This window comes from Variovorax sp. OV329 (assembly GCF_900114785.1).
GTDB lineage: Bacteria > Pseudomonadota > Gammaproteobacteria > Burkholderiales > Burkholderiaceae_C > Variovorax.
On record NZ_FOUG01000005.1, the window covers coordinates 1 to 26265 of the forward strand.

A 26265-nucleotide genomic window follows, 5' to 3' on the forward strand; every position below is an offset into this window, starting at 1 on the left:
CAGGCAAGCCAGCCGCCCAGAACAGCCAAGCTGCTCATCTCCGTGCTCCTGCTCTTGCTGTCCCCGTAGGGAGGGAGGCATCCATTACATCTCCTGGGATGGCTTTTCGCGAGTATCTTCGGCAAATTCGGCAGCCGCCGTCACCGACAGGACCCACGACAACATGGCCATTCGAATCGTCCGCCTCGGAACGCCGCGCGCCGCAGGCGAAGGCCTGCGCATCGGCACCGTGCGCCGCCCGCCGCGCGGCGTGCCCAAGGAACAGTTCGCCAAGCAGGACTGGTACGACGTCTGGTATCCCAATCTTGCGCCTTCTGTCGACACCATGAAGCAGGCGCAGGAAGCGACGACGCCGGCCGAATGGAAGGCCTTCATCCGCAAGTTCCGCAGCGAGATGAACGAGCCCGACGCCAGCCGCAGCCTGGACCTGCTGGCCGCCCTCTCGCACCACAGCCACCTCTCGGTGGGCTGCTATTGCGAGGACGAATCGCATTGCCACCGCTCGGTGCTGCGCGCCCTGCTCGCCGAGCGCGGCGCCGACATCGTGGGCAACAGCCCCGACGACAAGGCTTCCTGAATGACCACTTCCGCTTCCGACAAGACCCTGGCTGGCGTTCGCGTGCTCAGCCTGGCGCTGAACCTGCCCGGACCGGCGGCGCTGATGCGCTGCCGCCGAATGGGCGCCACCTGCATCAAGCTCGAGCCTCCGCCGCCGGCGGGCATGGCCTCCGCCGACCCGATGGGCGCCTACAACCCGCCCGCCTACGCGGCACTGCACGACGGGGTGGAAGTCGTCCACGCCAACCTGAAGACGCCCGAGGGCCAGACCGCCCTGCATGCGCTGCTGGCGCAGACGGACGTGCTGCTCACCTCCTTCCGCCCTTCAGCATCGGCCAAGCTGGGCGTGGACTGGGCCAGCCTGCATGCGCGCCATCCGCAACTCTCGCTGGTGGAGATCGTCGGCGCGCCGGGCGCGCGGGCCGATGAACCCGGCCACGACCTCACCTACCTGGCCGAAAGCGGCCTGGTCACCGGCCTGGATCTGCCACCCACGCTCTACGCCGACATGGCCGGCTCGGTGATGGCCAGCGAGGCGGTGCTGCAGGCCCTGCTGCGGCGCGCAGTCGGCGGCAAGGGCGTGCACGTCGAGGTGGCGCTGTCGGCCGCAGCCGACTACCTCGCGCTGCCGCGCCGCTGGGGCCTGACGCAGCGCACCGGCGCGGTGGGCGGTGCGCACGCGGGCTACCGCGTCTATCCCTGCGCCGACGGCCGGGTGGCGGTGGCGGCGCTGGAGCCGCACTTCGCCAGGAGCCTGTGCGCCGCGGCCGGCCTGCAGGCCGAGGGCGACGGGCATGGCGTGATGTTCCGCTCGGCCACGCACGCGGCGGTGGCATCGTTCCTGCTGCAGCGCAGCTGCGCCGAACTGGACGCGCTGGCCCGCGACGAGGACATTCCGCTCTTCACCATGCCCACCGAAGACACCGACTCCGCACCATGACCGAACCGGCCGCCCCCGCAGCCCGCCCGCTCCTCGGCCCGGAGCACGTGGCGATGATCGACCGGGGCGTGTCGGCCATCGTCGCGTCGCGCGATGCGGCGCTGCGGCCCAGCCTGATGCGCGCCGTGGGCAGCACCATCACGCCGGACGGCAGCGAGATCACCGTCTTCCTGGCGCGCAGCCAGTCGCGCCAGCTGCTGCAGGACCTTGCGGCCACCGGGCAGATCGCGGTGGTGTTCAGCCGGCCCACCACGCACCGCACGGTGCAGGTCAAGGGCCGCGGCATCAACGGCCGCCCCGCCAGCGCGGACGACCTGCCGGCGCTGCAGCGCTACCTGGAGGCCATGGAGTACGAGATCTGCAGCATCGGCCACACCGCGGCCATCGTGCGCGCCATGCTCGCCTTCGACCTGCAGGACCTGGTGGCCATCAGCTTCACGCCGGTCGAGGCCTTCGACCAGACGCCGGGCCCCAAGGCCGGCAGCGCCCTGCCGGCTGCCGAGGCCGCGCCATGAGCCCGCCCGGCTTCGCGGTCGCGCTCAACACCATCCGCGCCTGCTTCGACGGCGCCATCCCGGCCATGATGGCCACCTGCACTGCCGAGGGCGTGCCCAACGTGGCCTACCTCTCGCAGGTCTACTACGTGGACGAGCGGCACGTCGCGCTGTCCTTCCAGTTCTTCAACACCACGCGGCGCAACATCCTCGCCAACCCCTACGGCACGCTGCTGGTGATGCATCCGCACAGCGGCGGCTTCTACCGGCTGCACCTGCGCTACCTGCGCACCGAGACCGGCGGTGCGCTCTTCGAGGGCATGAAGGCGCAGCTGGCGGGCATCGCCTCGCACAGCGGCATGGCGGACGTGTTCGTGCTGCGCGGCTCCGACGTGTACGAGGTGCAGGGCCTGGACGACGTCGGGGGCAGCCGCCTGCCCGAGCTGCCGCCGCGCCCTGCCGTGCTGGCAGGGCTGCGCCATTTCGCCCAGCGCGTGTCAGCCTGCACGGCCACCGACGAACTGCTGCAGGCCGCGCTGGACGCCCTTGCCGACCACTTCGACGTGCGCCACGCCATGGTGCTGATGCTCGATGCCGGCGCCCAGCGCCTGTACACCGTTGCAAGCTGTGGCTACGCCCGCTCGGGGGTGGGCTCGGAGATCGAGATCGGCCACGGCGTGATCGGCGTGGCGGCGCGCGAATGCACGCCGGTGCGCATCAGCCACATGACCCACGCAGCGAGCTACAGCCACGCGATGCGCGCCAGCATGCTGGAACAGGAACCCGGCCTCTTGCCCGGAACCGACATTCCGTATCCGGGGCTGGCGGAACCGCACAGCCAGCTGGCAGCGCCCATCGTGTCGGCAGGACGGGTACTGGGCGTGCTCTTCGTCGAGAGTCCGCAGGACATGCGCTTCGGCTTCGAGGACGAGGATGCGCTGGTGGCCATGGCCAGCCACCTGGGCACCGCGCTGGACCTGCTGCAGGCCGCGGCCGAGCCGGCGGCGGCGCCGACCGAGGAACGCAATCCAGCGCCCGAACCTGCACCGGCGGCAAGCGCCGCGGCCGCGACCGCGACCGCGCCCGCGCCGGACACCGGCGCCGGCGCCGGCGCCCTGCTGGTGCGCCACTACGCCGCCAACGACAGCGTCTTCATCGACGAGAACTATTTAATTAAAGGCGTGGCTGGCGCAATTCTCTGGAAGCTGCTGCGCGAATACACGCAGGACGGCCGCTGCGAATTCAACAACCGCGAATTGCGCCTTGACCCGGCCCTCGGACTTCCCGATGTGGCCGACAACCTGGAAGCCCGCCTGGTGCTTCTGCAGCGTCGCCTGCAGGAGAGCCAAAGTGGTATTCACCTCGAGAAAACGGGGCGCGGCCGCTTCCGGCTGTGTGTCGCGCGACCCCTTCGCCTGGCCGAGATCGGGGCCTGAGCAACGCCGTTGCAACACCCTTCGCAATTTCCCTACAAACGAAGGATTTAAGTTCGGCCGCCCTATTGCAATTTCTTTGGCGAAGTCATTGAACTGACGTGCAGTTACTCTTTTAAACATTCATACTCGAGCCTGAACAAGGGGAATATTCACCATGACTTCACCGCGAGATGAATACGTTCAGGCCTACCGCACCCTGGAGTCCGCCTATCTCGCCGACAAGCTGGCCTACGTGGGCCTGAACCGGCGCAGCAAGGACTTCTGGGCCTTGCAGCCGCCCAAGTCATGGCCCACCACCGCCGACTTCGCGCCCTGGCTGCACGCCCGCCAGCGCCTGCTCGCCGCCGAAGCCCGTGTCCTCGAACTGCTGCGCAAGCGCTGCGCCGACATCAACGCCCGCCGCCAGCGCCGCCAGGCCATGCGCAAGCTGGCGTGCAGCCCCTACATGGAGCAGATGTCCGAAACCGTGCCGGACGATCTCAGCATCAGCAACTTCCTGGCGCTCAAGCGCTTCGACCCGCCGGCGCTCGCACCTTTCCTCCGCGTGCACTGAGACAGTCCCCCACAGAAGAAGGGCGCCATCGGCGCCCTTCTTCGTTTGTGGCCTTCAGCCTTCCAGGGGCATCCCCAGGCTGGCCATCAGCTTCTCCCATTCCCTTGCGCCCAGGTGCGGCCTGACCATGGCCAACACCGCCGCGAAGGCCGGCGCGGGGGCATTGGCGCGCATGTCCGACAGCATGCCGGCGCGCTCCTGCGGGTTCATGAAGGGCACCATCCAGCGCATGGCGAACATCATCTCCTCGGGCGGGATGGAGGCCACCAGGGCGTTGTGCAGCGCGATGAGTTCCTCGTCGGTGTAGCGGGCCCAGAGCACCGCGTTGTGCGCCGTCTCTTCCACGTGCATGTGCTCGTAGTTGTGCGCGACGAAGAGCGACAGTCGGCGGTACAGCGCCAGCACCGCGGCGGGCCGCTCGGCGGGCTGCAGGACAAGCAGCGCACTGGTGTCGGTGGCCAGGGCGGCGATCTCGGCCTCGTGCTCCTCGTGCTCGTTCGCGATCACGCCGCTGGCGCCGGGCGCGCGGGCTTCCAGCGCCGGATGGATGAACTCGTTCTCGTGCCGCAGATGAGAGCGCATGAAATCGAGCAGCTGCAGCACGCGCTGGGTGGTCTGCGCCAGCTCCAGCGCATCGTCGCAATCCATGCGGCCCACGGCCACCAAAGTGTCGGCCAGCAGGGCACGCAGCGCCTTGTGGATGCCGGCGTAGAGGTCCACGCGCGGCGCTTGAATTGCCGCGCTCGCGGCTGCGCTTTCGACCTGCTGCAACTCGCGGGAATCGTTCTTCATGATGTGTCCACTTCCTCGGTTGATCGCCGGGTCTCTCTTCGTGCGCCCCATGCGCTCGGCGGCCCGGTGAAGGAAGTCTAGGAAGCGCAACCCCGCCGCGCCTTTAAGAAATGCTTAGGCGTTTACTAACAATTCCTTAAACGGTGGCGCGCTTGCAATGCGCTGTTTCAGCTCTCCCTCGCGTGGGGGAGAAATGCGCCCTGCCCGCTCAGGGAGCGGCTTGCGCGCGGGCCCGGTCGCTGCGCTTGAGCGCCATGTACGTGGCCCGGTCGAACTCCATCAGCTGCCGCGGATAGCGTTCGCTGGCGGCATACCAGTAGGCCGCCCGACGCTCGGCCCGCTGCGCAGGCGGCGCGTCCATGGCGTCGAGGAAGGCATCGACGGTGAGGAAGTAGCGCACCGCGTTGCGCTCCACCAGTCCGCGCAGGCCGCGGATGTACTCGGGGCCGTTCGCGCCCTGCCCCGTTTCGGTGAAGCCCACCTTGTGCCGGCCGAAGGTGGCCAGGTAGGCCTGCGAGGCCAGGCGCGCCAGCGTGTTGTGCTGGTACGAGTAGCTGAAGTGAAGGAAGGTCTTGCCCGCCGACGGCAGGGGCACGGCTTCCACCTGCACGCGGTGCTGGCTGGTGCCCAGGGGCCCGTTCTCCGAGCCCAGTTCCACCAGCAGGTAGTCGGGCGCGCTGGCGTCGATGCGCAGCGCCATCTGCAGGATGAAGGCCGATTCCACCGCCATGTCGTAGCGTCGCACCACGGCAAGCTCCACCGCCTTGCCGCCGCCCTCGCCCTCCACCAGCCGGCAGCGTCGGTTGTTGACGTGCAGCAGGAGCATGTCGCACCAGTTGCCGGGCTTGGAGAGGGCCTGCACCACCTGGGCGAAGGGCTGGTCGATCAGGGCGAAGACCTCGCCCTGCAGGCCGCCGTCCAGTTCCTCGGATTGCACCAGCAGCGGCCGGCCCATGGGGCTCGCCGCCAAGGGCGCCTGCATGGCGGCGTAGCGCGCCAGCAGGCCTTCGGCACGCGGGCCCGGCTGGGCCTGCAGAGGCATCCCCGGCGCGCTCAGGAGCAGGAAGGAAAGAATGAACGCCAGATGCCGGCGCCAGCAGCGAAATCCGATGAAGTCCTCGAACCGCTGGCTGCCCACGTCCGGCCTAGCTGCGACCCTTGCGCGTGGCGGCGCGGGCGGAAGGCTTGGCAGCAGCACGGCCGCCGCCGCCGTTGTCGCGCGGTGGCAGCCCGGTGTGCTGCGTCAGGATGCGGCCCTGGGGCGGCGTGCTGCTGCCGCGCTTGGCCGGTGCCACCGTGTCCGCCGCGGCGCTGGAGTTCTTGCGCCGCGCGCTCTGGTAGCTGCCGTCGGTCAGCGGCTGCCAGCTCGGGATGAGGTGCTGCTTGCCGTTGCCGATGAGGTCGGCCCGGCCCATGGCCTTGAGCGCATCGCGCAGCAGCGGCCAGTTGTTGGCGTCGTGGTAGCGCAGGAAGGCCTTGTGCAGGCGCCTGCGCTTGTCGCCGCGCACGATGTCCACCGACTCGCTCTCGCGCGTGATCTTGCGCAGCGGGTTGCGGTTGCTGTGGTACATCGTGGTGGCCGTGGCCATGGGGCTCGGGTAGAAGGTCTGCACCTGATCGGCGCGAAAACCGTTCTTCTTGAGCCAGATGGCGAGGTTCATCATGTCCTCGTCGCTGGTGCCCGGATGCGCGGCAATGAAGTACGGGATCAGGTACTGCTTCTTGCCCGCCTCGGCCGAGTACTTCTCGAACATCTGCTTGAAGCGGTCGTAGCTGCCGATGCCCGGCTTCATCATCTTCGACAGCGGGCCCTGCTCGGTGTGCTCGGGCGCGATCTTCAGGTAGCCGCCCACGTGGTGCTGCACCAGTTCCTTCACGTACTCGGGCGACTGCACCGCCAGGTCGTAGCGAAGGCCCGAGCCGATCAGGATCTTCTTGATGCCCTTGAGCGCGCGCGCCCGGCGGTAGATCTTGATGAGCGGGTCGTGATTCGTGTTGAGGTTCTGGCAGATGCCCGGATACACGCAGCTGGGCTTGCGGCAGGCGGCCTCGATCTCGGGGCTCTTGCAGCCGATGCGGTACATGTTGGCCGTGGGCCCGCCCAGGTCGGAGATGGTGCCGGTGAAGCCCTTGACCGAATCGCGGATGGCCTCGACCTCCTTGATGATCGAGTCTTCCGAGCGGCTCTGGATGATGCGACCCTCGTGCTCCGTGATGGAGCAGAAGGTGCAGCCGCCGAAGCAGCCGCGCATGATGTTCACGCTGAAGCGGATCATCTCCCAGGCGGGGATCTTGGTCGCGCCGTCGTGGCTGCCGTTCTCGTCGGCATAGCGCGGATGCGGGCTGCGGGCGTACGGCAGGTCGAACACGTGGTCCATCTCGGCCGTGGTGAGCGGGATGGGCGGCGGGTTGATCCAGACGTCGCGCGCGGTGGTGCCCTCGCCGTGCGCCTGCACCAGCGCGCGTGCGTTGCCGGGGTTGGTCTCCAGGTGCAGCACGCGGTTGGCGTGCGCATACAGCACCGGGTCGGCGCGCACCTGCTCGTAGGAAGGCAGGCGGATCACGGTGCGGTCGCGCGGCGGCACCTTGTGCGTGCCCTTGCCCCTGAGCGCGGGGTTCGGCACGAACGAAATGGGCTTGATGGCCGGATTGGCGACGTTGGCGGCGTCGGCCACGGCCTGTGCCTCGTCCTCGCGGGCGCAGCTGGCGCCCTGCGCCTTGGCCTGCTCCGACACCATCAGGTAGGGGTTCACGTGGGCCTCGACACGGCCGGGCTCGTCCACGCTGGTGGAGTCGATGGCGAACCAGTCCTCGGGCGTGTCACGCCGCACGAAGGCCGTGCCGCGCACGTCGGTGATGCTGTGCACCGGCTCGCGCGCGGCCAGGCGGTGCGCTACCTCGACGATGGCGCGCTCGGCGTTGCCGTACAGCAGCAGGTCGCACTTGGCGTCCACCACGATGGAGCGGCGCACCTTGTCCTGCCAGTAGTCGTAGTGCGCGATGCGGCGCAGGCTGCCTTCGATGCCGCCGAGCACGATGGGCACGTCGTTCCAGGCCTCGCGGCAGCGCTGCGAGTAGACGACGGCCGCGCGGTCGGGCCGTGCGCCGCCCACGTCGCCGGGCGTGTAGGCATCGTCGCTGCGGATCTTCCGGTCGGCGGTGTACCGGTTGATCATCGAATCCATGTTGCCCGCGGTCACGCCGAAGAACAGGTTCGGCTTGCCCAGCACCTTGAAGGGCTCGGCGCTCTGCCAGTCGGGCTGGGCGATGATGCCCACGCGGAAGCCCTGCGCCTCCAGCATGCGGCCGATCACGGCCATGCCGAAGCTGGGGTGGTCGACGTAGGCGTCGCCGGTGACCACGATGATGTCGCAACTGTCCCAGCCGAGCGCATCCATCTCCGCCCGCGAGGTGGGCAGGAACTTGGCCGTGCCGAAGCGCTGCGCCCAGTACTTGCGGTAGCTGGTCAGCGGCTTCGCGGCGCGCGTGAAGAAGGAAACGTCGACGGGGGCGTTCATGTGGGGAGTGTGGTGCGTGCTCTGCGACACGCCTTGGCGGGCAACCCTCGATTTTAGGGTTTTCCACAGGTTTTGTCCTGCAAGCCCTCAATGGCCGGACGGCATCCCGGAAAGCCAACTGCTTGCCTCAGTCAACCAGATTGATGACAATGGCAAGCATGAACCTCGCCGACAGTCCCCTGCCCGACACCGCCGCCGTCAAGGCCGTGCGCCAGTTCAACCGCTTCTACACCAAGGAAATCGGCGCGCTGGACCCCTACCTGGGCGGGCCCATGCCGCTGACCGAGGTGCGCGTGCTCTACGAACTGGCCCACCGCGAGAAGCTGGTGGCCAGCGAACTGGCGCGCGACCTGGGCCTGGACGGGGGCTACCTGAGCCGCATCCTGCGCCGCTTCGAGTCCCAGGGCTGGCTCAGCCGCGCGCCGCACGCGGAAGACGGCCGCCAGAGCGTGCTGAGCCTGACGCCCGCCGGCCACGAGGCCTTCGCGCCGCTGCAGCAGAAGTCGCGCGACGAGGCGGCCGCCCTGCTCGCGCGGCTCGTGCCGGCGGACCAGCAGCGGCTCATCCACGCCATGCAGACGCTTCAATCCCTCCTGGCGCCCCCCGGAGGCGGCGGCACCGCCGCCGGCAAGCCGCGCACCGTCATCCTGCGCGACCCCCAGCCGGGCGACATCGGCTGGGTGGTGCAGCAGCACGGCGAGATCTACGCGCGCGAGTACGGTTGGAACAGCGAGTTCGAGGCCCTGGTGGCCGACATCGCCGCCAAGTTCCTGCGCAGTTTCCAGCCCGAGTGGGAGAAGTGCTGGATCGCCGAACTGGACGGCGAGCGCGTGGGCGCCGTCTTCCTGGTGCGCAAGTCGGCAACCACCGCGCAGCTGCGCATGCTGCTGCTGGCGCCGCGTGCCCGCGGCATGGGCCTGGGCGGACGCCTCACCGACGAATGCATCGCCTTCGCCCGCGCCAAGGGCTACCGGAAAATGGTGCTGTGGACCAACAGCTGCCTGAGCGCCGCCCGCGGCATCTACGCGGCGCGCGGCTTCAAGCTGGACAAGTCTGAAGCCTACGAGGGCTTCGGCCAGCAACTGGTGGGCGAGACGTGGTCGCTCAGGCTGTAGCTGATGGGCGGCCGCTGCGGCGGCCCGCGCTCACGGTGACCGTCGGGTCCACCATGGGATGCTTCACGCGCGGCGGCGTGCCCTCCTCGCACAGGTCGTAGGTGGTCACGCCGTTCATCGCCGGCGAGCCCAGCAGCAGTTCCGGGTGCGCCAGGGTGCGGCGCATGTCGCGCATGCCGGCTTCCCAGTGCTCGTCGACCGCGGCGCGCGAGAACTCGTAGTCCTTCGATTCCAGTTCGTAGGGCTTGTCGCGGTAGATGAGGTGGTAAACGTCGATGGGCTGGTGCGTGAGCATGGCCTGCACCTGTGCCACGCTGGGGTCCAGGCGCATCTGCGGCGGCAGCTTGGTGATGAGGTCGGCGATGGCCTGCTGCAGGTTCATGTTGGCCGCCATCACGTCGGTGTTCATGCGGGTGCGGCTGGAATAGGTGATGTCCTTCTGCCGCTCCATCACCTCCGACAGGCTGGCGGGCATCAGGCCGCGTGCGCTGAACAGGTCCACCTGCAGCACCACCAGCGGCTCGGTGCGCGGATGCAGGTCCAGCACGTACTGCAGCGGCGTGTTGGAGACGATGCCGCCGTCCCAGTAGTCCTCGCCGTCGATGGTCACCGGCGGGAAGCCCGGCGGCAGCGCGCCCGAGGCCATGATGTGCTCGGGCCCGAGGCGCCCGCTGTGGTTGTCGAAGTAGACCGAGTTGCCGGTGCGCACGTTGACCGCGCCCACGCTCATGCGGATGCCGTCGTCGTTGAGGCGGTCGAAGTCCACCAGGCGCTCCAGCGTGCTCTTGAGCGGCGCCGTGTCGTAGATGCTGGTGAGCGGCGCCGCGCCCCCCAGCAGCAGCGCAGGCGTGCGCCGCGGCTCGAAGAAGCCGGGCACGCCCACCAGCGCGGCCATGCTGGCGCTCCACTGGTTGAGCATCTCGCGCGTGGCCAGCCAGGGCGGCAGGCGCTGCGCCGGGCCGGAGGAGACCAGTTCCCAGAACTCGCGCAGGCGCTCCACCCGCTTCTCCTGCGGATTGCCGGCGATCAGCGCGGCATTGATGGCGCCGATGGAGACACCGGCGATCCAGTCCGGCGGCCGCTCGGTCTCGCACAGGGCCGCGTAGACCCCCGCCTGGTAGGCACCCAGCGCGCCGCCGCCCTGCAGAACCAAGGCGCGGTGCGCGCGGCGCATGGCGGCGCGGCGCTGTTCACTGGGTCCGTTGGCGCCGGAAGTGCTGCGTTTGCTCATGGCTGCCATTGGACCATCAAGCCGCGACGCATCTCAGGACTCGCCGTCCGCCAGCATCAGCCGATGGATCACCGCGCCCAGGATCGCGCCGATGAGGGGCGCCACCCAGAACAGCCACAGCTGGTCCAGCGCAGCGGTCTCGGCGAACAGCGCCGGGCCGGTGCTGCGCGCCGGGTTCACCGAGGTGTTGGTCACCGGAATGGACACCAGGTGGATCAGCGTCTGGCACAGGCCGATGCTCAGCCCCGCGAAGCCGCCGGCCGCGCGCGTGGAGGTGGCCCCGAGGATGACGAGCAGGAAAATCGCGGTCAGCACCACTTCGCACAGCATGGCCGCCTGCACGCCGTAGCCGCCTGGCGACAGTTCGCCGAAGCCGTTGCTCGCGAAGCCGCCTGCCTCGAAGCCTGGCTTGCCGCTTGCGATGAGATAGAGCACCGCCGCTGCCAGCACCGCCCCCAGGACCTGCGCGATCACGTAGCCGGCAAGCTCGGACCAGCGGAAGCGCCCCGCCACCGCCAGCCCCACCGACACCGCCGGATTGAAATGCCCGCCCGAGACCGGCCCGAAGGCGTAGGCACCCGTGAGCACCGTGAGCCCGAAGGCCAGCGACACGCCCGCGAAGCCGATGCCCAGGTCTGGAAAAGCGGCCGCCAGGACGGCCGCGCCGCAGCCGCCGAAGGTGAGCCAGAAGGTACCGGCGAATTCGGCCGACCACTTCCTGAAAGTGTTGTTCATCCCTGATTTCCTTTTTATGTTGACGAAGCGCCGCCGCGCCCGGATGGCGGGGCGGCGCGCGATTCTAGGAAGGGGATGGACACGGTCCGGCGGACTGCCGGGACCTTGGCTTCGCCCGGCCGCGAAGCTCTTCACGGAAGCGGCGCCTTTTGCGCCTTTTGCGCCTTTCGCGCTTGCGGGGCCAGCTCAGCCGCGCATCGGCACCGCCGGCTCGGGGCGCTTCTCTCCCTTGAGCGAACCGTGCTCATGCGCATAGACCCAGGTGAATTCGGCGCCCAGCAGGAAGATCTGCGCAGAGTAGTACACCCACACCAGCACCACCACCAGCGAGCCTGCCGCGCCGAAGCCGGAGCTCACGCTGCTCTTGCCGATGTACAGGCCGATGAGGTGCTTGCCGACGGAAAACAGCAGCGCCGTCACGGCCGCGCCGATCCACACGTCACGCCACTGCACCTGCGCGCGGGGCATCAGCTTGTAGATCATGGCGAAACCCACCACCGTGACCGCGAAGCCGAACACGAAGTTGATGGTCTGCCCCACCACGGCCCAGCCGCCGAACATGGGCGCCCACCACTTGCCCAGCGCCGCGAAGGCGGCACTGGCCACCAGCGATACCATGAGCAGGAAGCCGATGCCCATGATCAGCCCGAAGGACAGCAGGCGCGTGCGCACCATCTTCCATGCGCCGCCCATGGGCTGCGCGGGCGCGCGCCAGATGCGGTCCAGCGCGTCCTGCAATTCGCGGAACACAGTGGTGGCGCCCAGGATGAGCAGCGCGACGCCGGTGACCGTGGCCACGATGCCCTCTGCCGGCTTGTTCACCGAGTTCAGCAGCCCCTGCACCGCCAGGGCACCCTGCTCCCCCATCAGCCCGGAGAGCTGCTCGAAGATGGCGCCGCGCGCGGCCGCTTCGCCGAACACCAGGCCAGCCACCGAGATCACGATGAGCAGCAGCGGCGCGATCGAGAACACCGTGTAGTAGGCCAGCGCCGCGCCCATGCTGGGCGCGTAATCCGCCAGCCAGGACATCACGGCTTTCTTGCAGAGATCGACGAGTGACAACAGCTTCATGCCGCGAGTCTCGCGCAAGAGCGCCGCGCCTGCACCCCGCGCGAGGCGGCGACCTATGATCGGACGATGCCACCGGATTCCGTCGTCCCCCGTCCCCTGAGCGAAAGACCCCGTCCCCAATCCCTTGCGGAAGTCTTCTGGACCTTCAACGGCCTCGCGATGCAGGGATTCGGCGGGGTGCTGGCGGTGGTCCAGCGCGGCATCGTCGAGCAGAAGGGCTGGCTCACGCCGGAAGAATTCGTCGAGGAATGGGCCGTGGCGCAGGTGCTGCCCGGACCCAACGTGATCAACCTGGCGCTGATGCTGGGCGACCGCTACTTCGGGCTTCGCGGCGCCGCGACGGCGGTGGCGGGCATGCTGGCCCTGCCCACGCTGCTGATCATCGTGCTGGCGCTGGTCTACGCCCAGTACGCCGGCCATCCGCAGGTGGCGGGCGCGCTGCGGGGCATGGGGGCGGTGGCCGCCGGGCTGATCGCCGCCACCGGCATCAAGCTGCTGCCCACGCTGCGGCGGCATCCGCTGGGCCTGCGCACGGCGGCGGTCTTCGTGGCGCTCGTGTTCTGCGCGGTCGCGATATTGCGCTGGCCGCTGATCGCGGTGCTGGTCCTCTTCGGCGGCGTGGCCTGCGTGTGGACCTGGCGGAGGATCGCCCCGTGAGCATCCACATGGCCTGGGGCGACTGGCTGGCGCTGTTCCTGCAGTACATGTTCCTCTCGCTGATCTCCATCAGCGGCGCCATCACCACCGTGCCGGACATGCACCGCTACCTGGTCACGCAGCAGAACTGGCTGACCGACGCGCAGTTCAGCTCCTCGGTGGCGATCGCGCAGGCGGCGCCGGGGCCCAACGTGCTGTTCGTGGCGCTGATGGGCTGGAACGTGGGCATCAACGCCGCGGGCGGCGTCCAGGCAGGCATCCACGCCTGGCCGCTGGGCCTGTTCGGCCTGCTGGTGACCCTGGTGGGCATCATGTTGCCCAGCACCACCCTCACCTATTTCGCCACCCGCTGGGGCCACCGCAACCGCGAGCGGCGCGGCGTGCGCGCCTTCAAGCAGGGCATGGCCCCGGTCGTGATCGGCCTGCTGACGGCCACCGGCTGGGTGCTGGCAGCCGGCAACGGCGCCGCCAGCGCGACGCCCTGGCACCTGTGGCTGCTGACCGCCGTGGCCGCGGTGATCGTGTGGCGCACCCGCATCCACCTGCTGTGGCTGCTGGGCGCCGGTGCGGTCTTGGGCGCACTGGGCATCGTCTGAGGCGGAAATGGAAGAAACTCGAGAGCAAGCAAGGAGCAACTGACTCATGGACATGCGACCCCTGGGCCGATCCGGCCTCCAAGTCTCGCCGCTGTGCTTTGGCGGCAATGTGTTCGGCTGGACCGTCGACGAGGCCACCAGCTTTCGCCTGCTCGACGCCTGGGTCGACGCCGGCTTCAACTTCGTCGACACCGCCGACGTGTACTCGCGCTGGGCGCCAGGGCACACCGGTGGCGAGTCGGAGACCATCATCGGCAAGTGGCTGCGTCAGAGCGGCAAGCGCAAGCGCGTGGTGCTGGCCACCAAGGTGGGCAAGCCCATGGGCGAGCGCAAGGTGGGGCTGTCGCCCGAGTACATCCGCGAGGCGGTCGACGCCTCGCTGCGGCGGCTGAAGGTGGACTACATCGACCTCTACCAGGCGCATGACGACGACGCCAGCGTGCCGCTGGAAGACACGCTTGGCGCCTTCGGCGAACTGATCAAGGTCGGCAAGGTGCGGGCCATCGGCGCCTCGAACTACAGCGCGCCGCGGCTGGCGCAGGCGCTGGCGGTGTCCAGGCGCGAGGGCCTGCCCCGCTACGAATGCCTGCAGCCGCTGTACAACCTGTACGACCGCGCCGTGTACGAGGCCGAGCTGGAGCCGCTGTGCGAGCGCGAGGACGTGGGCGTCATCAGCTTCTACGCCCTGGCCTCGGGCTTCCTCACCGGCAAGTACCGCAGCGCGGCCGATGCGGCCAAGAGCCCGCGCGGCAGCGGCGTGACCGAGAAGTACCTCAACCCGCGCGGCCTGCGCATCCTGGACGCGCTGGACAAGGCCGCCAAGCAGTACGGCTGCACGCCGGGACAGATCGCCATCGCCTGGCAGGTGGCGAGGCCCTCGATCACGGCGCCCATCGCCAGCGCCACCTCGATGGGGCAGCTCAACGAATTGATGGCCGCCGCCCAGCTGAAGCTGGACGCAGGCACGCTCGCCGCGCTGGATGCGGCCAGCGAAGAAACCAAAGCAGCCTGAAGGCATGAGCGCCGCGCCGGACCGCCCCAGGCAAGCTCGCACCGCAGTGCGAAGCACGAAGGTACGCCGATGAGCGCGCCGGACCCGCTCGCCCCGCCCCGGCTGGAATACTTCGCCGACCTGCAGGTCGAGGTGGGCACGCCGCAGGTGCTGGGCCAGGGCCCGCGGGGCCTGCGCCGCGTGGTGCCCATCCTGGGTGGCAGCGCGCAGGGCACGGGCTGGACCGCCCGCGTGATGCCCGGCGGCAGCGACTTCCAGCTGATCCTCTCCGACACCCTCTCGCACCTGGATGCCCGCTACGGCCTGGAGACGGACGCCGGTGACCTCATCTACGTGCAGAACCGCGCGGTGCGAGCCGCGCCGGCCGAGGTCATGGCCAGGCTGCTGCGCGGCGAGCCGGTGGACCCGGCCAGCATCTACTTCCGCTGCAGCCCCAGCCTGGAGACCTCCAGCGCCGCGCTGAAGTGGGTGAACGAGCGCATCTTCGTCGGCGCCGGCGTGCGGCATCCGGCGCAGGTGGTGATGCGCTTCTTCACCCTGCTTTGACGACGGCCGTGCGCTGGCGCAGCGCCTCGTAGAGGCACACGCCGCTGGCCACCGAGACGTTGAGGCTTTCCACCGCACCGGCCATCGGGATGCTGACCAGCTCGTCGCAGCGCTTGCGCGTGAGCTGGCGCATGCCGTCGCCCTCGGCGCCCAGCACCAGCGCCACCGGGCGCTTCAGGTCGGTCTGGTAGATCGTGCCGGGCGCGTCGTCGCTGGTGCCCACGCACCAGATGTTGCGCTCCTGCAGTTCGCCCATGGTGCGCGCCAGGTTGGTCACCATGAAGTACGGCACCGTCTCGGCCGCGCCGCTGGCCACCTTGGCCACGGTGGCGTTGATGCCGGCCGCATGGTCCTTGGGCGCGATCACCGCATGCGCACCGGCGCCGTCGGCCACGCGCAGGCATGCGCCCAGGTTGTGGGGGTCGGTCACGCCGTCGAGCACCAGCAGCAGGGGCACGGTGCCGGCGGCCTCCAGCGACTCGAGCAATTCGTCCAGCGAATGGATCTGGGCGACGGGATTCACGCGCGCAGCCACGCCCTGGTGGCCATGGCTGCCGGCCAGTTTCGCAAGACGCAGGCCATCGGCCTCGATGAGGCGCACACCGGCCTCCTGTGCACGGGCCATGAACTGCTTCATGCGCGCATCGCGCCGGCTGGCGTCGAACAGAACCTCGATCACCGATTGCGGTGCGGTCTTGATGCGAACGCCCACGGCGTGGAAGCCGAAGATCACTTTGGGGGAAGACATCCCCTGATTATCAAGGCCTCCCGGCTTCTCACTGCGCTTCGCTCCGTGTAGTTCGCCACCTCCCGAGGAGGGGACCTCACCTGCGGCCCGGCAAAGCCGGTTCCGCGGTGTGGGCCTGGTACTCACGGACGATGGCCAAATCAGAGCTAGACCTCGATCTCGTCGCCAGCGACCACCCGCCCGGCTTCGATCGTCACCCGCTTCTCGCACTGCGCCGCAATGCCGCGGTCGTGCGTCACCAGCACGAGCGTGGTTCCCAATTCGCGGTTGAGGTCGAACATGAGGCGCATCACCTGCTCGCCGGTCGCGAAGTCCAGGCTGCCGGTGGGCTCGTCGGCCAGCAGCAGCGCCGGCTGCACGACGAAGGCGCGGGCCAGGGCCACGCGCTGCTGCTCGCCGCCGGACAGCACCTTGGGGTAATGGGCCAGGCGCTGGCCCAGGCCGACGCGGCCCAGCATCTCGGTGGCGGTCTTGCGTGCGTCCTTGCGGTCGGCCAGTTCCAACGGCAGCATCACGTTCTCGAGCGCGGTCAGGTTGCCCAGCAGCTGGAAGCTCTGGAACACGAAACCCACCTTCTGCGCGCGCAGCGCGGCCCGGGCGTCCTCGTCGATGGCGAACAGGTCCTGCCCGGCCAGGCGCACCGTGCCGCGGGTGGGCGTATCCAGCCCGGCGATGATGGACAGCAGCGTGCTCTTGCCCGAGCCCGAGGCACCGACGATGGCCGCCGTCTGACGCGCGCCCAGGGTGAAATGGATGTCCTGCAGAATGTCCAGCGTGCCGGTGGAATCGGACACCGACTTGAAGACATGCTCGACGGCCACGATGGCGTCATCGCTCGAGCGAACCGCAACGGAAGGATTAGGCGACATGAAGGGTGATGGGCTGAAGAAGGTGGATCGCCGCGACTTTATCTTGCTCGGCGCCGCAGCCGCGGCATTGACCGTATGGCCTGTGGGCGCGCTGGCGCAGACCGCGCCCGCCGGCAAGCGCGGCGCGGTGATCCTGGTGGTGGGCGACTCGCTCAGCGCCGAGTACGGCCTCAAGCGTGGCGAAGGCTGGGTGCCGCTGCTGCAACAGCGCATCGCCGAGCAGCGCCTCCCGGCCACGGTGGTCAACGCCAGCATCAGCGGCGACACCACCTCGGGCGGACGCTCGCGCCTGCCCGGCCTGCTGGCGCAGCACAAGCCCACGCTGGTGATCCTGGAACTGGGCGGCAACGATGCACTGCGGGGACTGCCCCTGAAGAGCACGCAGGACAACCTCGATGCCATGACAAAGGCCGCGCAGGCGGCCGGCGCCAAGGTGCTCATCGTGGGCATGCAGGTGCCGCCCAACTATGGCGGCGACTACACGCGCAAGTTCGAGGGGCTGTTCAAGGCGGTGGCGGACGCCAACAAGGCGGCGCTGGTGCCCTTCCTGCTCAAGGGCATCGCGGACGTGCCGGATGCGGCCAGCCTGTTCCAGGCGGACCGCATCCATCCGGCGGCGGTGGCGCAGACGAAGATGCTGGACAACGTCTGGCCGGAGCTGAAGAAACTTCTTTGACGCAAAGGGCGGCGCACGTGGTGCGCCGTGCTCAGCCGTTCTTGGTGGGCAGCTCCGGAACGGTTGGCGGGTCGTGCTCCAGAGAGGCCACGTCCGTCTCCGGATCGTCCGGCGCGAGACCCGGGCTGCTGCCCAGCTTGCGCTCTGCCTTCTCGCGCAACTTGTCTTCCTTCTTCCGCTTCTTGGCCAGTTCCTTCTGGCGCTTCTCGTAGCCGTAATTGGGTGTAGCCACAACTTCTCCTTGACAAACCGATCGACGGCAACGCCCACAATGTAAGCGAAACGCGCTATGCCACGGCTCTTTTGTGGCCCGGCATGCCCCGTCAGTCCTCCTCGGCCAGGGTGGCCAGGGCCTGGTCCAGGTCGGCCTGCAGGTCTTCCACCGCCTCCAGGCCAATGGAGAAGCGCACCAGCGTGCCCTTGTACGGCCAGGGCGCGACCTTGGCGTCGCGCATCAGGCCGATGTCGTAGGGCACCACCAGGCTGATCGGGCCGCCCCAGGAATAGCCCAGCCTGAAGAGCTTGAGCGCGTCGCAGAAGCCGTCGATCTGCTCGGTGCCATAGCGCTCGTCGAAGACCACGGAGAACAGCCCCGCCGCCGCGCCGTCCTCGCCGCACAGCGCACGCCAGTTCTCGTGGCCAGGGGAGCCTTCGAGGGCCGGGTGCAGCACCTGGGCGATCTCGTCGCGCCGGGCCAGCCAGCGGGCCAGCACGCGGGCGCATTCGTCGTGCGCCCGGTAGCGCAGCGCGATACTGGGCAGCGAGCGCATCACCTCCTGCACGTCGTCCACGCCCACGCCCAAACCCAGGCGCATGTGGGTCAGCTTGATCTTCAGGTGCAGCGCCGGGTCCTTGGTGACCACGCTGCCCATCAGCACGTCGCCGCCGCCGCTGGGGTACTTGGTCAGGGCCTGCACCGAGATGTCCACGCCCTCTCCATCGCCTTCCAGGTCGAAGGGCTTGAAGGCCAGGCCCGTGCCCCAGGTGTTGTCCAGGGCGCTCGTCACGCCGCGCCCGCGGCACACGCGCGCCAGCGCAGGCAGGTCAGGGAACTCCATGGTCACCGAGCCGGGCGCCTCCACCCACACCAGGCGGGTTCTGTCGTTGATCTTCTCGGCCAGGTCGGCCGGGTTCATCGAGTCGTACAGGCGGTGCGTGATGCCGAAGTTCGCCAGTTCGCCGGCCGCCAGTGCCTTGTTGGGGCCATAGGCGTTGTCGGGAATCAGCACTTCGTCGCCGGTCTTGAGCAGCGCCAGCGAGACCAGCGAGATCGCCGCCAGCCCGCTGGGCGCCAGCAGGCATTCGCTGCCGTCTTCCAGGTCCGCCAGCCGCTCCTCCAGCATGAAGGTGGTGGGCGTGCCGTGCAGGCCGTAGGTGTAGCCGGCCTTGCTGCGCCAGTCGCGTGCCCGCATGGCGGCCACGTCGGCGAAGAACACGGTGGAGGCCTTGTAGACCCCCGGCTGCGGCGCGCCGAAGCGCTCTGGCGGCTTGTAGGGGTGGTGGATCAGCTGGGTGATGGGCTTGCTCATGACGCGATGCTAGCTCGCGCGCAGAATGCCGCCATGCAGCTCCTACGCGAACGCCCTCGCCTGGCCCGCCTGCGCCCTTTCGTGCAGATGCTGTGGGCGAGCGTTCCGGAGCCCGAAGAAGCTCCGCGGCCGGGTGCTCGCGAGCATGTGCTGCCCACGGGGGCGATGCACCTGGTGTTCCGGCTGTCGGGGCCGCAGCTGCGGATTTTCGACGGACTAGATGATGCGGCTGGCCACAGCGTGGGCCATGCCCTGGTGGGCGGAGCGCGCGAGCGCTTCTACGTGCGCGACGTTTCGCAGCCCTGTGCCTCGGTGGGCGCGCTCCTGCATCCCGGCGTGGCCCTGCCCCTGCTCGGTGCACCGGAAGACGCCCTGGCCGGCGGACACTTTGCCCTGGACGCGCTGTGGGGCTTGCGGGCGGGGCTGGCATTGGAGCGCCTGCAGGAAGCACCCAGCCTGGAATCGCGCCTCGATGTCTTCGAGGCCCTGTTGCTGCAGCGCCTGGGCGACCGCCTGCACGGACTGCATCCGGCCGTGGCGCAATCGCTGGCGCCGCTGCGCCTGGGCGCACGGCCCGTGCGCGAGCTGGCGTCACTGAGCGGCTACAGCCACAAGCGCTTCATCGCCCTCTTTCGCGGCGCCACCGGCCTGGCGCCGAAGACCTATGCGCGCGTGCATCGCCTGGGCCGCGTGCTGGGCCTGGCGGCCGACCCGGCGCTGGGCTGGGCCGACATCGCGCACGAGGCAGGCTTTGCCGACCAGTCGCACCTGACGCGCGAGTTCGGCGAAATCGCCGGCCTGTCGCCGCGGGCCTGGCGGCTTGCGGCCGCGGGCGGCGCCCCACGGCATGTGCCGCGCTAGCCGCCGGCCAGTTCAATTTCGTACAAGACGCCACGGAGGCCGCCTGCCCACAATGGCGCCATCCCGTCGATCACTTGAAGGAATGCGCGAATGGCAACCCAGGAGATGTACCCCTACCTCTGCGTGTCCGACGGCCAGGCGGCCGTCGAGTTCTACACGCAGGTCTTCGGCATGACCGAGAAATTCCGCCTCACCGAGCCCGGCGGGCGCCTCGGGCACGTGGAGCTGGAATTCGGCACCAGCATCCTCATGGTGTGCGAGGAGTTTCCGGAATACGGCATTCGCAGCCCCAAGTCCCTGGGCGGCACCGCCGTCACCGTGCACCTGCACGTGGACAACGCCGACGAGATCGTCGAGCGGGCCCTGGCGCGCGGCGCCACCCTCCACATGCCGCTGACCAACCATTTCTACGGCGAACGCTCGGGCAGCTTCTTCGACCCCTTCGGCCACCGCTGGAACGTCGGCCATCACATCGAGGACGTGACAACCGAGGAAATGCAGCGGCGCTACGACGAGAACCCCGACGGCTGAGTCGCCGCTCCATGAAAAAAGGCGCGGACCTGCCGCGCCTTCTTCAGCCTTGCACGCGATGCGCGCTCAGACCGACCACTTCTCGATCAGCTTCTCCGGGCGCAGCGAGTCGTAGGACTCGAAGGGCTGGTGGATCCAGGGGTTGGTGGGCAGCTCTTCCACCGAGTAGTCGGCGGTGAAGGTCGACAGGCCCTTGGTCCACAGCACCGCGGTGCGCAGCTCGGTGATGGGCTTGTACTTGGTGCGCAGCAACTCGACCACGGCGTTGAGCGTGTGGCCCGAATCGGCCAGGTCGTCCACCAGCAGCACGCGCCCGGCGATCTCGCCCTTGGGCGTGGTGATGTAGTGGGCGATGTCCAGGTGGCCCTGCACCGTGCCGGCCTCGGCGCGGTAGGAGCTGGTGGACATGATGGCCAGCGGCTTGTCGAAGATGCGCGAGAGCACATCGCCCGGACGCATGCCGCCGCGCGCCAGGCACAGGATGTTGTCGAACTCCCAGCCCGATTGGTGCACCTTGATGGCGAGCTTCTCGATCAGGTTGTTGTATTCGTCGTGGCTAACGTAGAGGTGCTTGCCGTCTTCGGTCAACATGTTGGTGGGACTCCAGGTGGGGTTTCTGCTCGGGGCGGCTGACTCAGTCTGCCAGATAGGGGTGGCGCATCATGATGGTGTGATCCCGATCCGGGCTGGTCGACACCAAGTGGATGGGCACGCCGGTCACCTGCTCGATGCGCTGCAGGTAAAGGCGCGCGTTCACTGGCAGCTTCTCGAACTGCGTCACGCCCACGGTGCTGTCGCTCCAGCCTTCCAGCGTCTCGTAGACGGGGGTGCAGCGCTCGATCTCGTCGGCGCCCATGGGCAGGATGTCGGTGTACTCGCCGTCGAGCATGTAGCCGGTGCACAGCTCCAGCTCCTTCAGGCCGTCCAGCACATCCAGCTTGGTGATGCACAGGCCCGACAGGCCGTTGACCTGCGCCGAGCGCTTGAGCAGCGCCGCGTCGAACCAGCCGCAGCGGCGGCTGCGGCCTGTGGTCACGCCCCGTTCGGCGCCCACCGTGGAGAGGTGGTAGCCCACGGTGCCGGGCGTTTCCCAGTCGAGCTCGGTGGGGAACGGACCGCCGCCCACGCGGGTGCAGTAGGCCTTGGTGATGCCCAGGATGTAGTGCAGCATGCCCGGGCCCACGCCCGCGCCCGCAGCCGCGTTGCCGGCCACGCAGTTGCTGGAGGTGACGTAGGGGTAGGTGCCGTGGTCCACGTCCAGCAGCGTGCCCTGCGCGCCCTCGAACAGCAGGTTGGCGCCGTCGCGGTTGGATTCGTTCAGCTCGCGCGAGACGTCGGCCATCATGGGCTTGAGCAGCTCGGCGTGGATCATCGCCTCGTTGTAGACGGTGTCGAAGTCGATCGCCTCGGCGCCCAGCACTTCCACCAGCACGTGGTTGTGCAGGTCCAGCAGCACGCGCAGCTTCTGGGCGAAGCGCTCGGGGTGCTTGAGGTCCTGCACGCGCAGCGCGCGGCGGGCGATCTTGTCCTCGTAGGCGGGGCCGATGCCGCGGCCGGTGGTGCCGATCTTGGCGACGCCGCCCTTCTCGCGGTAGGCCTCGCGGGCGATGTCCAACGCGGCGTGGAAGGGCAGGATCAGCGGGCAGGCCTCGCTGATGCGAAGGCGCGAGCGCACCTCCACGCCGACCTTCTCCAGCCCCTCGATCTCCTCGAAGAGCTTGGCGGCCGACAGCACCACGCCGTTGCCGATGTAGCACTTCACGCCGGGGCGCATGATGCCGCTGGGGATCAGGTGCAGCGCGGTCTTCACGCCGTTGATCACCAGGGTGTGCCCCGCGTTGTGGCCGCCCTGGAAGCGGACCACGCCCTGGGCGCTCTCCGTCAGCCAGTCGACCAGCTTGCCCTTGCCTTCGTCGCCCCACTGGGTGCCGACGACGACCACGTTTCTTCCGGTGGTTGCGCTCATAGTCATTCCAATTGCCTGATTCAGATTCAGATGGGTTTCACGCGCCATTGGCCGTCCTGCTCGATGAGCTCGCGGTCGCAATGGAATTCGTCGATTTCGCTGTCGTGGCCCGGCAGCACGCAGACCACGGTCTCGCCCTGCGCACGCAGTTGGGCGATGGCGGCGCGCAGGCCGGCAGCGTCGCGCCAGGGGGCGCGCACCGCGGCGCGCAGCGGGCGCGCCGGCAGGACGCCGACCAGCTCGCGCACGTCCAGGCTGAAGCCGACGGCGGGCCGGTTGCGGCCGAAGACGGCACCGACCTCGTCGTAGCGGCCGCCGCGCACCAGCGCATCGGCCGCGCCGGGCACGTAGATGCCGAAGCGCATGCCGCTGTAGTAGGCATAGCCGCGCAGGTCGGCCAGATCGAAGCTCAGGCTCGCACCTTCCAGGTAGCGGGCCATCAGGCGCATCTCCGACAGGGCGTGCTCCACGCCGGGCACGCTGCCCAGCGCCTTGTGCGCCTCGTCCAGCACCGTGGCGTCGCCGAAGAGCTGCACCAGGGCCAGCAGGCCCTCGCGCGAGGCGGCGGGAAAATCCTTCGTGAGCCTGGCCAATTCGCTCGCATCCTTGGCAGCCAGGGCCGCATGAACGCGGGCTGCCACAGCGGCGTCCTGCGTTGCGCCCGCCAGGAGCGCACGCACGATGCGGGCATCGGCCAGGTCGACCACCGCGCCACCTTGCACGCCGGCGGCCTGCAGGCAGTCCAGCGCCAGGCGCAGGGTCTCGATGTCGGCCTCGATGCCGGCATGGCCGTAGATCTCGGCGCCGAATTGCAGCGGCTCGCGGGTGGCATGCGGGCGGTCAGGCCGGGTGTGCAGCACCGGGCCGCAGTAGCACAGACGGGCCACGCCCTGGCGATTGAGCAGGTGGGCGTCGATGCGCGCCACCTGGGGCGTGGTGTCGGCCCGCAGGCCCATCGAGCGGCCGGACAGCTGGTCGACCAGCTTGAAGGTCTGCAGGTCGAGCGCCTCGCCGGTGCCCGAGAGCAGCGACTCCAGGTGCTCCAGCAGGGGCGGCATCACCAGCTCGTAGCCGTAGCCGCGGGCGGTATCGAGGAGCTGGCGTCGGACTTCCTCGATGTGGCGGGCCTCGGAAGGCAGCACATCGGCAATGTGGTCCGGGAGTACCCAGGCAGACATGTGGAGGCAGAGGAACAAATGTCCCGGGCTGTTAAAACAGGGATTTTACAGGCCTCGTTACACCTGCCGGCGAAGCGCCGCACAAGTCCCGCGAAGCGGCGTGCCGCTTCGCCTAGCCGATGAGCCAGAGAAGCAGCAATCCAAAGACGATGCTGCACAGGCCGAAGAAGCGCAGCTGACCGTCGCGCAGCTGCAGCAGTTGCGAGAAGCCGCGCCGCCAGCTGCCCGGAGAAAGAAAGGGCAGCAGCCCTTCGATCACCAGCACCATGGCCAGCGCGCTCCAGAAGACATCGCTGCTCACGCCGGTTCAGCCCTGGGACTGGAAAACGCGGCCCTCAGCGACGCGGCGCCGGGGTCGTGCTCGAGCCCGAGCCCTGCATGGCCCGGAAGAAGTCGCTGTTGGACGGGTCCAGCACCATCACGTCGCTCTTCTTGTTGAAGCTCTGCTTGTAGGCCTCGAGACTGCGGTAGAACTGGGCGAACTGAGCGTCGCGGCCGAAGGCGTCGGCATAGATGCCGGCGGCCTGCGCGTCGCCCTGGCCCTTGACGACCTGCGCATCGCGGTAGGCGTTGGCCACGATCACCTCGCGCTGGCGGTCGGCGTCGGCGCGGATCTTCTCGCCCTCTGCGATACCGGTCGAGCGCAACTCATTCGCCACGCGCTTGCGCTCGGCCTCCATGCGGCGATAGACCGATTCGGTGATGGCCTCCACGTAGTCCACGCGCGTGATGCGCACGTCGACGACGTCGATGCCCCAGGGCTTGGCACCCTTGACCTGGGCGAGCACTTCGCGCTTGACGTCGTTCATCAACTCTTCGCGGCGCACGGAGATCAGGTCGCGCACGGTGCGCTTGTTGATGTTCTCCTGGAAGGCGTTGCGCACCACCCGGTTGAGCTGGTTGGCGCCTGCGTTCTCGTCCAGGCCGACGTTGCGGATGTACTCCGACGGGTTGGTGATGCGCCAGCGCACGTACCAGTCGATGACCACGCGCTGCTTTTCGGCCGTGAGCATGGGCTCGGTGTCCAGGCTGGCCAGCGTGAGCAGGCGCTTGTCGATGTACGACACGTTCTGGAACGGCGGCGGCAGCTTGAAGTTGAGGCCGGGCTCGGTGATGACTTCCTTGATCTGCCCCAGGGCGTAGACCACGCCGAACTGCCGCTGGTCGACCACGAAGAGCGTCGAACTCAGGAGCATGAGTGCGATGAGGAAGGAGGTGGCGATGAATCCGATTCTGTTCATGTCAGGCTTTTCTTCTTCTGCTTGTGGCCTCAGCGCGCGTCACGGTCGCGCGAGCGTCCGTCTCGTGCCCGCGGATCACCGCCACCCGGCGCCACCAGCGAGGACTGCGGCGGCGCGGTGCCGGCCACGCTGGCCGGCGGCGCATCGGCTGGGGCACCCACGCCCGCTGCCACGCCGCCCGATGCCTGCATCAGCTTGTCCAGCGGCAGGTAAAGCAGGTTGGAGCCCTGCTTCGAATCGACCAGCACCTTGCTGGTGTTGCTGTAGATCTGCTGCATGGCGTCCACGTACATGCGGTCGCGCGTGACCTGCGGCGCCTTCTGGTACTCGGCCAGCACCTGGCCGAAGCGCTGCCCGTCACCCTGTGCCTGGGCCACGATGCGGGCCTTGTAGGCTTCGGACTCTTCCTTCAGGCGCGAGGCGGTACCGGTGGCGCGGGGCACCACGTCGTTGGCGTAGGCCTGGGCCTCGTTCTTGGCGCGCTCGCGCTCCTGGCCGGCCTTGAGCACGTCGTCGAAGGCCGCCTGCACCTGCTCGGGCGGGCGCACCCCACCCTGCTGCAGGTTGATGCCCACCACTTCCACGCCCACCTTGTAGCGGTCGAGGATGTTCTGCATCAGGTTGCGCACGCGCGGCGCGATCTGGTCGCGCTCCTCGGCCAGGGCGGCGTCCATGCGCATCTTGCCCACCACCTCGCGCACGGCGGTCTCGGCCACCTGCACCACGGTGTCGGCGGGCGTCTTGCTCTCGTAGAGCCAGGCACGCGCGTCGCTCAGGCGGTACTGCACGGCGAACTTGATCTCGACGATGTTCTCGTCCTCGGTGAGCATGGCCGACTCGCGCAGGCCGGTGGAACGCACGATGCTGTCGCGGCCCACGTCGGTCGATCGGATCTGAGTCACCACCACGATCTCGTGGCGCTGGATGGGGTACGGCAGGCGCCAGTTGAAGCCGGCACCCACGGTGGTCTTGTAGCGGCCGAACTGGGTGATGACCGCCTGCGAGCCTTCCTGCACGATGAAGAAGCCCGTGCCCAGCCAGATCAGCAGGGCCACCACGGCCACCAGGCCCAGGCCGAAGCCCGCGTTCTTCATGTCGGGCTTGAAGCCGCCGTTGCCGCCATTGCCGCCCGAGGGCTGCTGGTTTCCGCCGCGGCCGCCGCCGAACAGGCCGCCCAGCTTGCGGTTGAAATCGCGCCAGAGTTCGTCCAGGTCGGGCGGACCCTGGTTGGAGCCCTGGCCGCGCGGGCGCTCCGGCTGCGCGGGAGGACGACCCGGAGGCTCATCGGGCCGTTGGCCGGCGGGGCGGTCTCCCTCGGAGCCGCCCTCGTCACCGCGGCCCCAGCGGCCATCGTTCAGATTGAACATGCCGCGGAAACGACCCCACAGTGGCTTTGCAATCATTCGCTTCTT

Annotated in this window: 29 protein-coding genes; 13 read left to right on the top strand and 16 right to left on the bottom strand. The window is 68.8% G+C overall.

Translation table 11 applies throughout. The features are described from left to right. The first annotated feature begins 163 nt into the window (after positions 1-163). The 5 genes from BM345_RS09570 to BM345_RS09590 all read left to right on the top strand — a co-directional run bounded on the left by BM345_RS09570 (position 164) and on the right by BM345_RS09590 (position 3981). Positions 164-577 (top strand): DUF488 domain-containing protein, encoded by a 414-nt coding sequence (locus BM345_RS09570; protein WP_093378460.1) that lies wholly within the window; start codon positions 164-166, stop codon positions 575-577. Then, on the top strand, positions 578-1498 hold the full coding sequence (locus BM345_RS09575) for a CoA transferase (protein WP_093378463.1): 921 nt from the start codon (positions 578-580) through the stop codon (positions 1496-1498). Next, positions 1495-2013: a hypothetical protein gene (locus BM345_RS09580; RefSeq protein ID WP_093378466.1), complete on the top strand. Its 519-nt coding sequence runs from the start codon at positions 1495-1497 to the stop codon at positions 2011-2013. The genes BM345_RS09575 and BM345_RS09580 overlap by 4 nt, the downstream gene beginning before the upstream one ends. Next, complete coding sequence (locus tag BM345_RS09585; RefSeq protein WP_093378469.1) at positions 2010-3428, top strand: GAF domain-containing protein; 1419 nt, start codon at positions 2010-2012, stop codon at positions 3426-3428. The genes BM345_RS09580 and BM345_RS09585 overlap by 4 nt, the downstream gene beginning before the upstream one ends. A 154-nt stretch (positions 3429-3582) precedes the next feature. After that, entirely contained in the window at positions 3583-3981 is a 399-nt protein-coding gene (locus BM345_RS09590; RefSeq protein WP_093378472.1) for a hypothetical protein, read from the top strand. A gap of 54 nt (positions 3982-4035) precedes the next feature. Here the strand turns inward: BM345_RS09590 and BM345_RS09595 are convergent, their stop codons facing one another. From BM345_RS09595 to BM345_RS09605, 3 genes are all read right to left on the bottom strand, one after another. Continuing rightward, positions 4036-4773 (bottom strand): hemerythrin domain-containing protein, encoded by a 738-nt coding sequence (locus tag BM345_RS09595; protein ID WP_093378475.1) that lies wholly within the window; start codon positions 4771-4773, stop codon positions 4036-4038. A gap of 208 nt (positions 4774-4981) precedes the next feature. After that, complete coding sequence (locus BM345_RS09600) at positions 4982-5815, bottom strand: hypothetical protein (RefSeq protein ID WP_254789666.1); 834 nt, start codon at positions 5813-5815, stop codon at positions 4982-4984. A gap of 103 nt (positions 5816-5918) precedes the next feature. Beyond that, positions 5919-8291, bottom strand: a complete 2373-nt coding sequence (locus tag BM345_RS09605) for a YgiQ family radical SAM protein (RefSeq protein ID WP_093378477.1) — start codon at positions 8289-8291, stop codon at positions 5919-5921. Positions 8292-8440: 149 nt separating this feature from the next. Here BM345_RS09605 and BM345_RS09610 point away from each other — a divergent pair, with 149 nt between their 5' ends. After that, on the top strand, positions 8441-9406 hold the full coding sequence (locus tag BM345_RS09610; RefSeq protein ID WP_254789667.1) for a bifunctional helix-turn-helix transcriptional regulator/GNAT family N-acetyltransferase: 966 nt from the start codon (positions 8441-8443) through the stop codon (positions 9404-9406). Here BM345_RS09610 and BM345_RS09615 read toward each other — a convergent pair. The 3 genes from BM345_RS09615 to BM345_RS09625 all read right to left on the bottom strand — a co-directional run bounded on the left by BM345_RS09615 (position 9396) and on the right by BM345_RS09625 (position 12443). Next, complete coding sequence (locus BM345_RS09615; RefSeq protein ID WP_368086480.1) at positions 9396-10637, bottom strand: patatin-like phospholipase family protein; 1242 nt, start codon at positions 10635-10637, stop codon at positions 9396-9398. The two genes, BM345_RS09610 and BM345_RS09615, sit on opposite strands and share 11 nt — an antisense overlap. A 33-nt stretch (positions 10638-10670) precedes the next feature. Continuing rightward, positions 10671-11372: an aquaporin Z gene (aqpZ, locus tag BM345_RS09620; RefSeq protein ID WP_093378485.1), complete on the bottom strand. Its 702-nt coding sequence runs from the start codon at positions 11370-11372 to the stop codon at positions 10671-10673. 186 nt (positions 11373-11558) lie between these two features. Then, entirely contained in the window at positions 11559-12443 is an 885-nt protein-coding gene (locus BM345_RS09625; protein WP_093378487.1) for a YihY/virulence factor BrkB family protein, read from the bottom strand. Between the two features lie 66 nt (positions 12444-12509). Between BM345_RS09625 and BM345_RS09630 the strand changes: the two genes are divergently transcribed. The 4 genes from BM345_RS09630 (at position 12510) to BM345_RS09645 (ending at position 15254) form a co-directional block, all read left to right on the top strand. After that, positions 12510-13100 carry a chromate transporter gene (locus BM345_RS09630; RefSeq protein ID WP_093378490.1) on the top strand — a complete coding sequence of 197 codons (591 nt, stop codon included), beginning with the start codon at positions 12510-12512 and terminating at the stop codon, positions 13098-13100. A gap of 8 nt (positions 13101-13108) precedes the next feature. Then, positions 13109-13696 (top strand): chromate transporter, encoded by a 588-nt coding sequence (locus BM345_RS09635; RefSeq protein ID WP_175544971.1) that lies wholly within the window; start codon positions 13109-13111, stop codon positions 13694-13696. A 46-nt stretch (positions 13697-13742) separates the two neighbouring features. Beyond that, positions 13743-14708 carry an aldo/keto reductase gene (locus BM345_RS09640; RefSeq protein ID WP_093378492.1) on the top strand — a complete coding sequence of 322 codons (966 nt, stop codon included), beginning with the start codon at positions 13743-13745 and terminating at the stop codon, positions 14706-14708. Positions 14709-14777: 69 nt separating this feature from the next. Continuing rightward, positions 14778-15254, top strand: a complete 477-nt coding sequence (locus BM345_RS09645) for a DUF3237 domain-containing protein (protein ID WP_093378495.1) — start codon at positions 14778-14780, stop codon at positions 15252-15254. Here BM345_RS09645 and rlmB read toward each other — a convergent pair. Together rlmB and BM345_RS09655 are read right to left on the bottom strand one after the other, a co-directional pair. Beyond that, the gene (gene rlmB / locus BM345_RS09650) at positions 15241-16002 is read right to left on the bottom strand and encodes a 23S rRNA (guanosine(2251)-2'-O)-methyltransferase RlmB (protein WP_093378497.1); all 762 of its coding nucleotides are present in this window, start codon (positions 16000-16002) and stop codon (positions 15241-15243) included. The genes BM345_RS09645 and rlmB overlap by 14 nt on opposite strands. A gap of 146 nt (positions 16003-16148) precedes the next feature. Next, positions 16149-16871, bottom strand: coding sequence for an ABC transporter ATP-binding protein (locus tag BM345_RS09655; protein ID WP_093378500.1), 723 nt, complete (start codon positions 16869-16871; stop codon positions 16149-16151). On the opposite strand from BM345_RS09655, the gene BM345_RS09660 reads away from it, so the two are divergent. Then, entirely contained in the window at positions 16870-17547 is a 678-nt protein-coding gene (locus tag BM345_RS09660) for an arylesterase (protein ID WP_093378502.1), read from the top strand. The two genes, BM345_RS09655 and BM345_RS09660, sit on opposite strands and share 2 nt — an antisense overlap. 31 nt (positions 17548-17578) lie before the next feature. Here BM345_RS09660 and BM345_RS09665 read toward each other — a convergent pair whose 3' ends face one another. After that, positions 17579-17779, bottom strand: coding sequence for a hypothetical protein (locus BM345_RS09665; RefSeq protein WP_093378505.1), 201 nt, complete (start codon positions 17777-17779; stop codon positions 17579-17581). Positions 17780-17870: 91 nt separating this feature from the next. Beyond that, entirely contained in the window at positions 17871-19076 is a 1206-nt protein-coding gene (locus BM345_RS09670) for a PLP-dependent transferase (protein WP_093378508.1), read from the bottom strand. 33 nt (positions 19077-19109) lie between these two features. Here BM345_RS09670 and BM345_RS09675 point away from each other — a divergent pair, with 33 nt between their 5' ends. Continuing rightward, positions 19110-19937, top strand: a complete 828-nt coding sequence (locus BM345_RS09675) for a helix-turn-helix domain-containing protein (RefSeq protein WP_093378510.1) — start codon at positions 19110-19112, stop codon at positions 19935-19937. 90 nt (positions 19938-20027) lie between these two features. Then, the gene (locus BM345_RS09680; RefSeq protein ID WP_093378513.1) at positions 20028-20468 is read left to right on the top strand and encodes a VOC family protein; all 441 of its coding nucleotides are present in this window, start codon (positions 20028-20030) and stop codon (positions 20466-20468) included. Positions 20469-20534: 66 nt separating this feature from the next. On the opposite strand, the gene BM345_RS09685 is transcribed toward BM345_RS09680, so the two are convergent. The 6 genes from BM345_RS09685 to hflK all read right to left on the bottom strand — a co-directional run bounded on the left by BM345_RS09685 (position 20535) and on the right by hflK (position 26220). After that, positions 20535-21059, bottom strand: a complete 525-nt coding sequence (locus BM345_RS09685) for a phosphoribosyltransferase (RefSeq protein WP_093378515.1) — start codon at positions 21057-21059, stop codon at positions 20535-20537. Between the two features lie 43 nt (positions 21060-21102). Beyond that, positions 21103-22434 carry an adenylosuccinate synthase gene (locus BM345_RS09690; protein WP_093378519.1) on the bottom strand — a complete coding sequence of 444 codons (1332 nt, stop codon included), beginning with the start codon at positions 22432-22434 and terminating at the stop codon, positions 21103-21105. 26 nt (positions 22435-22460) lie between these two features. After that, the gene (locus BM345_RS09695; RefSeq protein ID WP_093378521.1) at positions 22461-23612 is read right to left on the bottom strand and encodes an ATP phosphoribosyltransferase regulatory subunit; all 1152 of its coding nucleotides are present in this window, start codon (positions 23610-23612) and stop codon (positions 22461-22463) included. A gap of 112 nt (positions 23613-23724) precedes the next feature. After that, positions 23725-23913, bottom strand: coding sequence for a DUF2065 domain-containing protein (locus BM345_RS09700; RefSeq protein WP_093378524.1), 189 nt, complete (start codon positions 23911-23913; stop codon positions 23725-23727). A gap of 34 nt (positions 23914-23947) precedes the next feature. After that, the gene (hflC, locus tag BM345_RS09705; protein WP_093378526.1) at positions 23948-24853 is read right to left on the bottom strand and encodes a protease modulator HflC; all 906 of its coding nucleotides are present in this window, start codon (positions 24851-24853) and stop codon (positions 23948-23950) included. 29 nt (positions 24854-24882) lie between these two features. Continuing rightward, positions 24883-26220 (bottom strand): FtsH protease activity modulator HflK, encoded by a 1338-nt coding sequence (hflK, locus tag BM345_RS09710; protein WP_093378529.1) that lies wholly within the window; start codon positions 26218-26220, stop codon positions 24883-24885. Positions 26221-26265 lie beyond the last annotated feature (45 nt).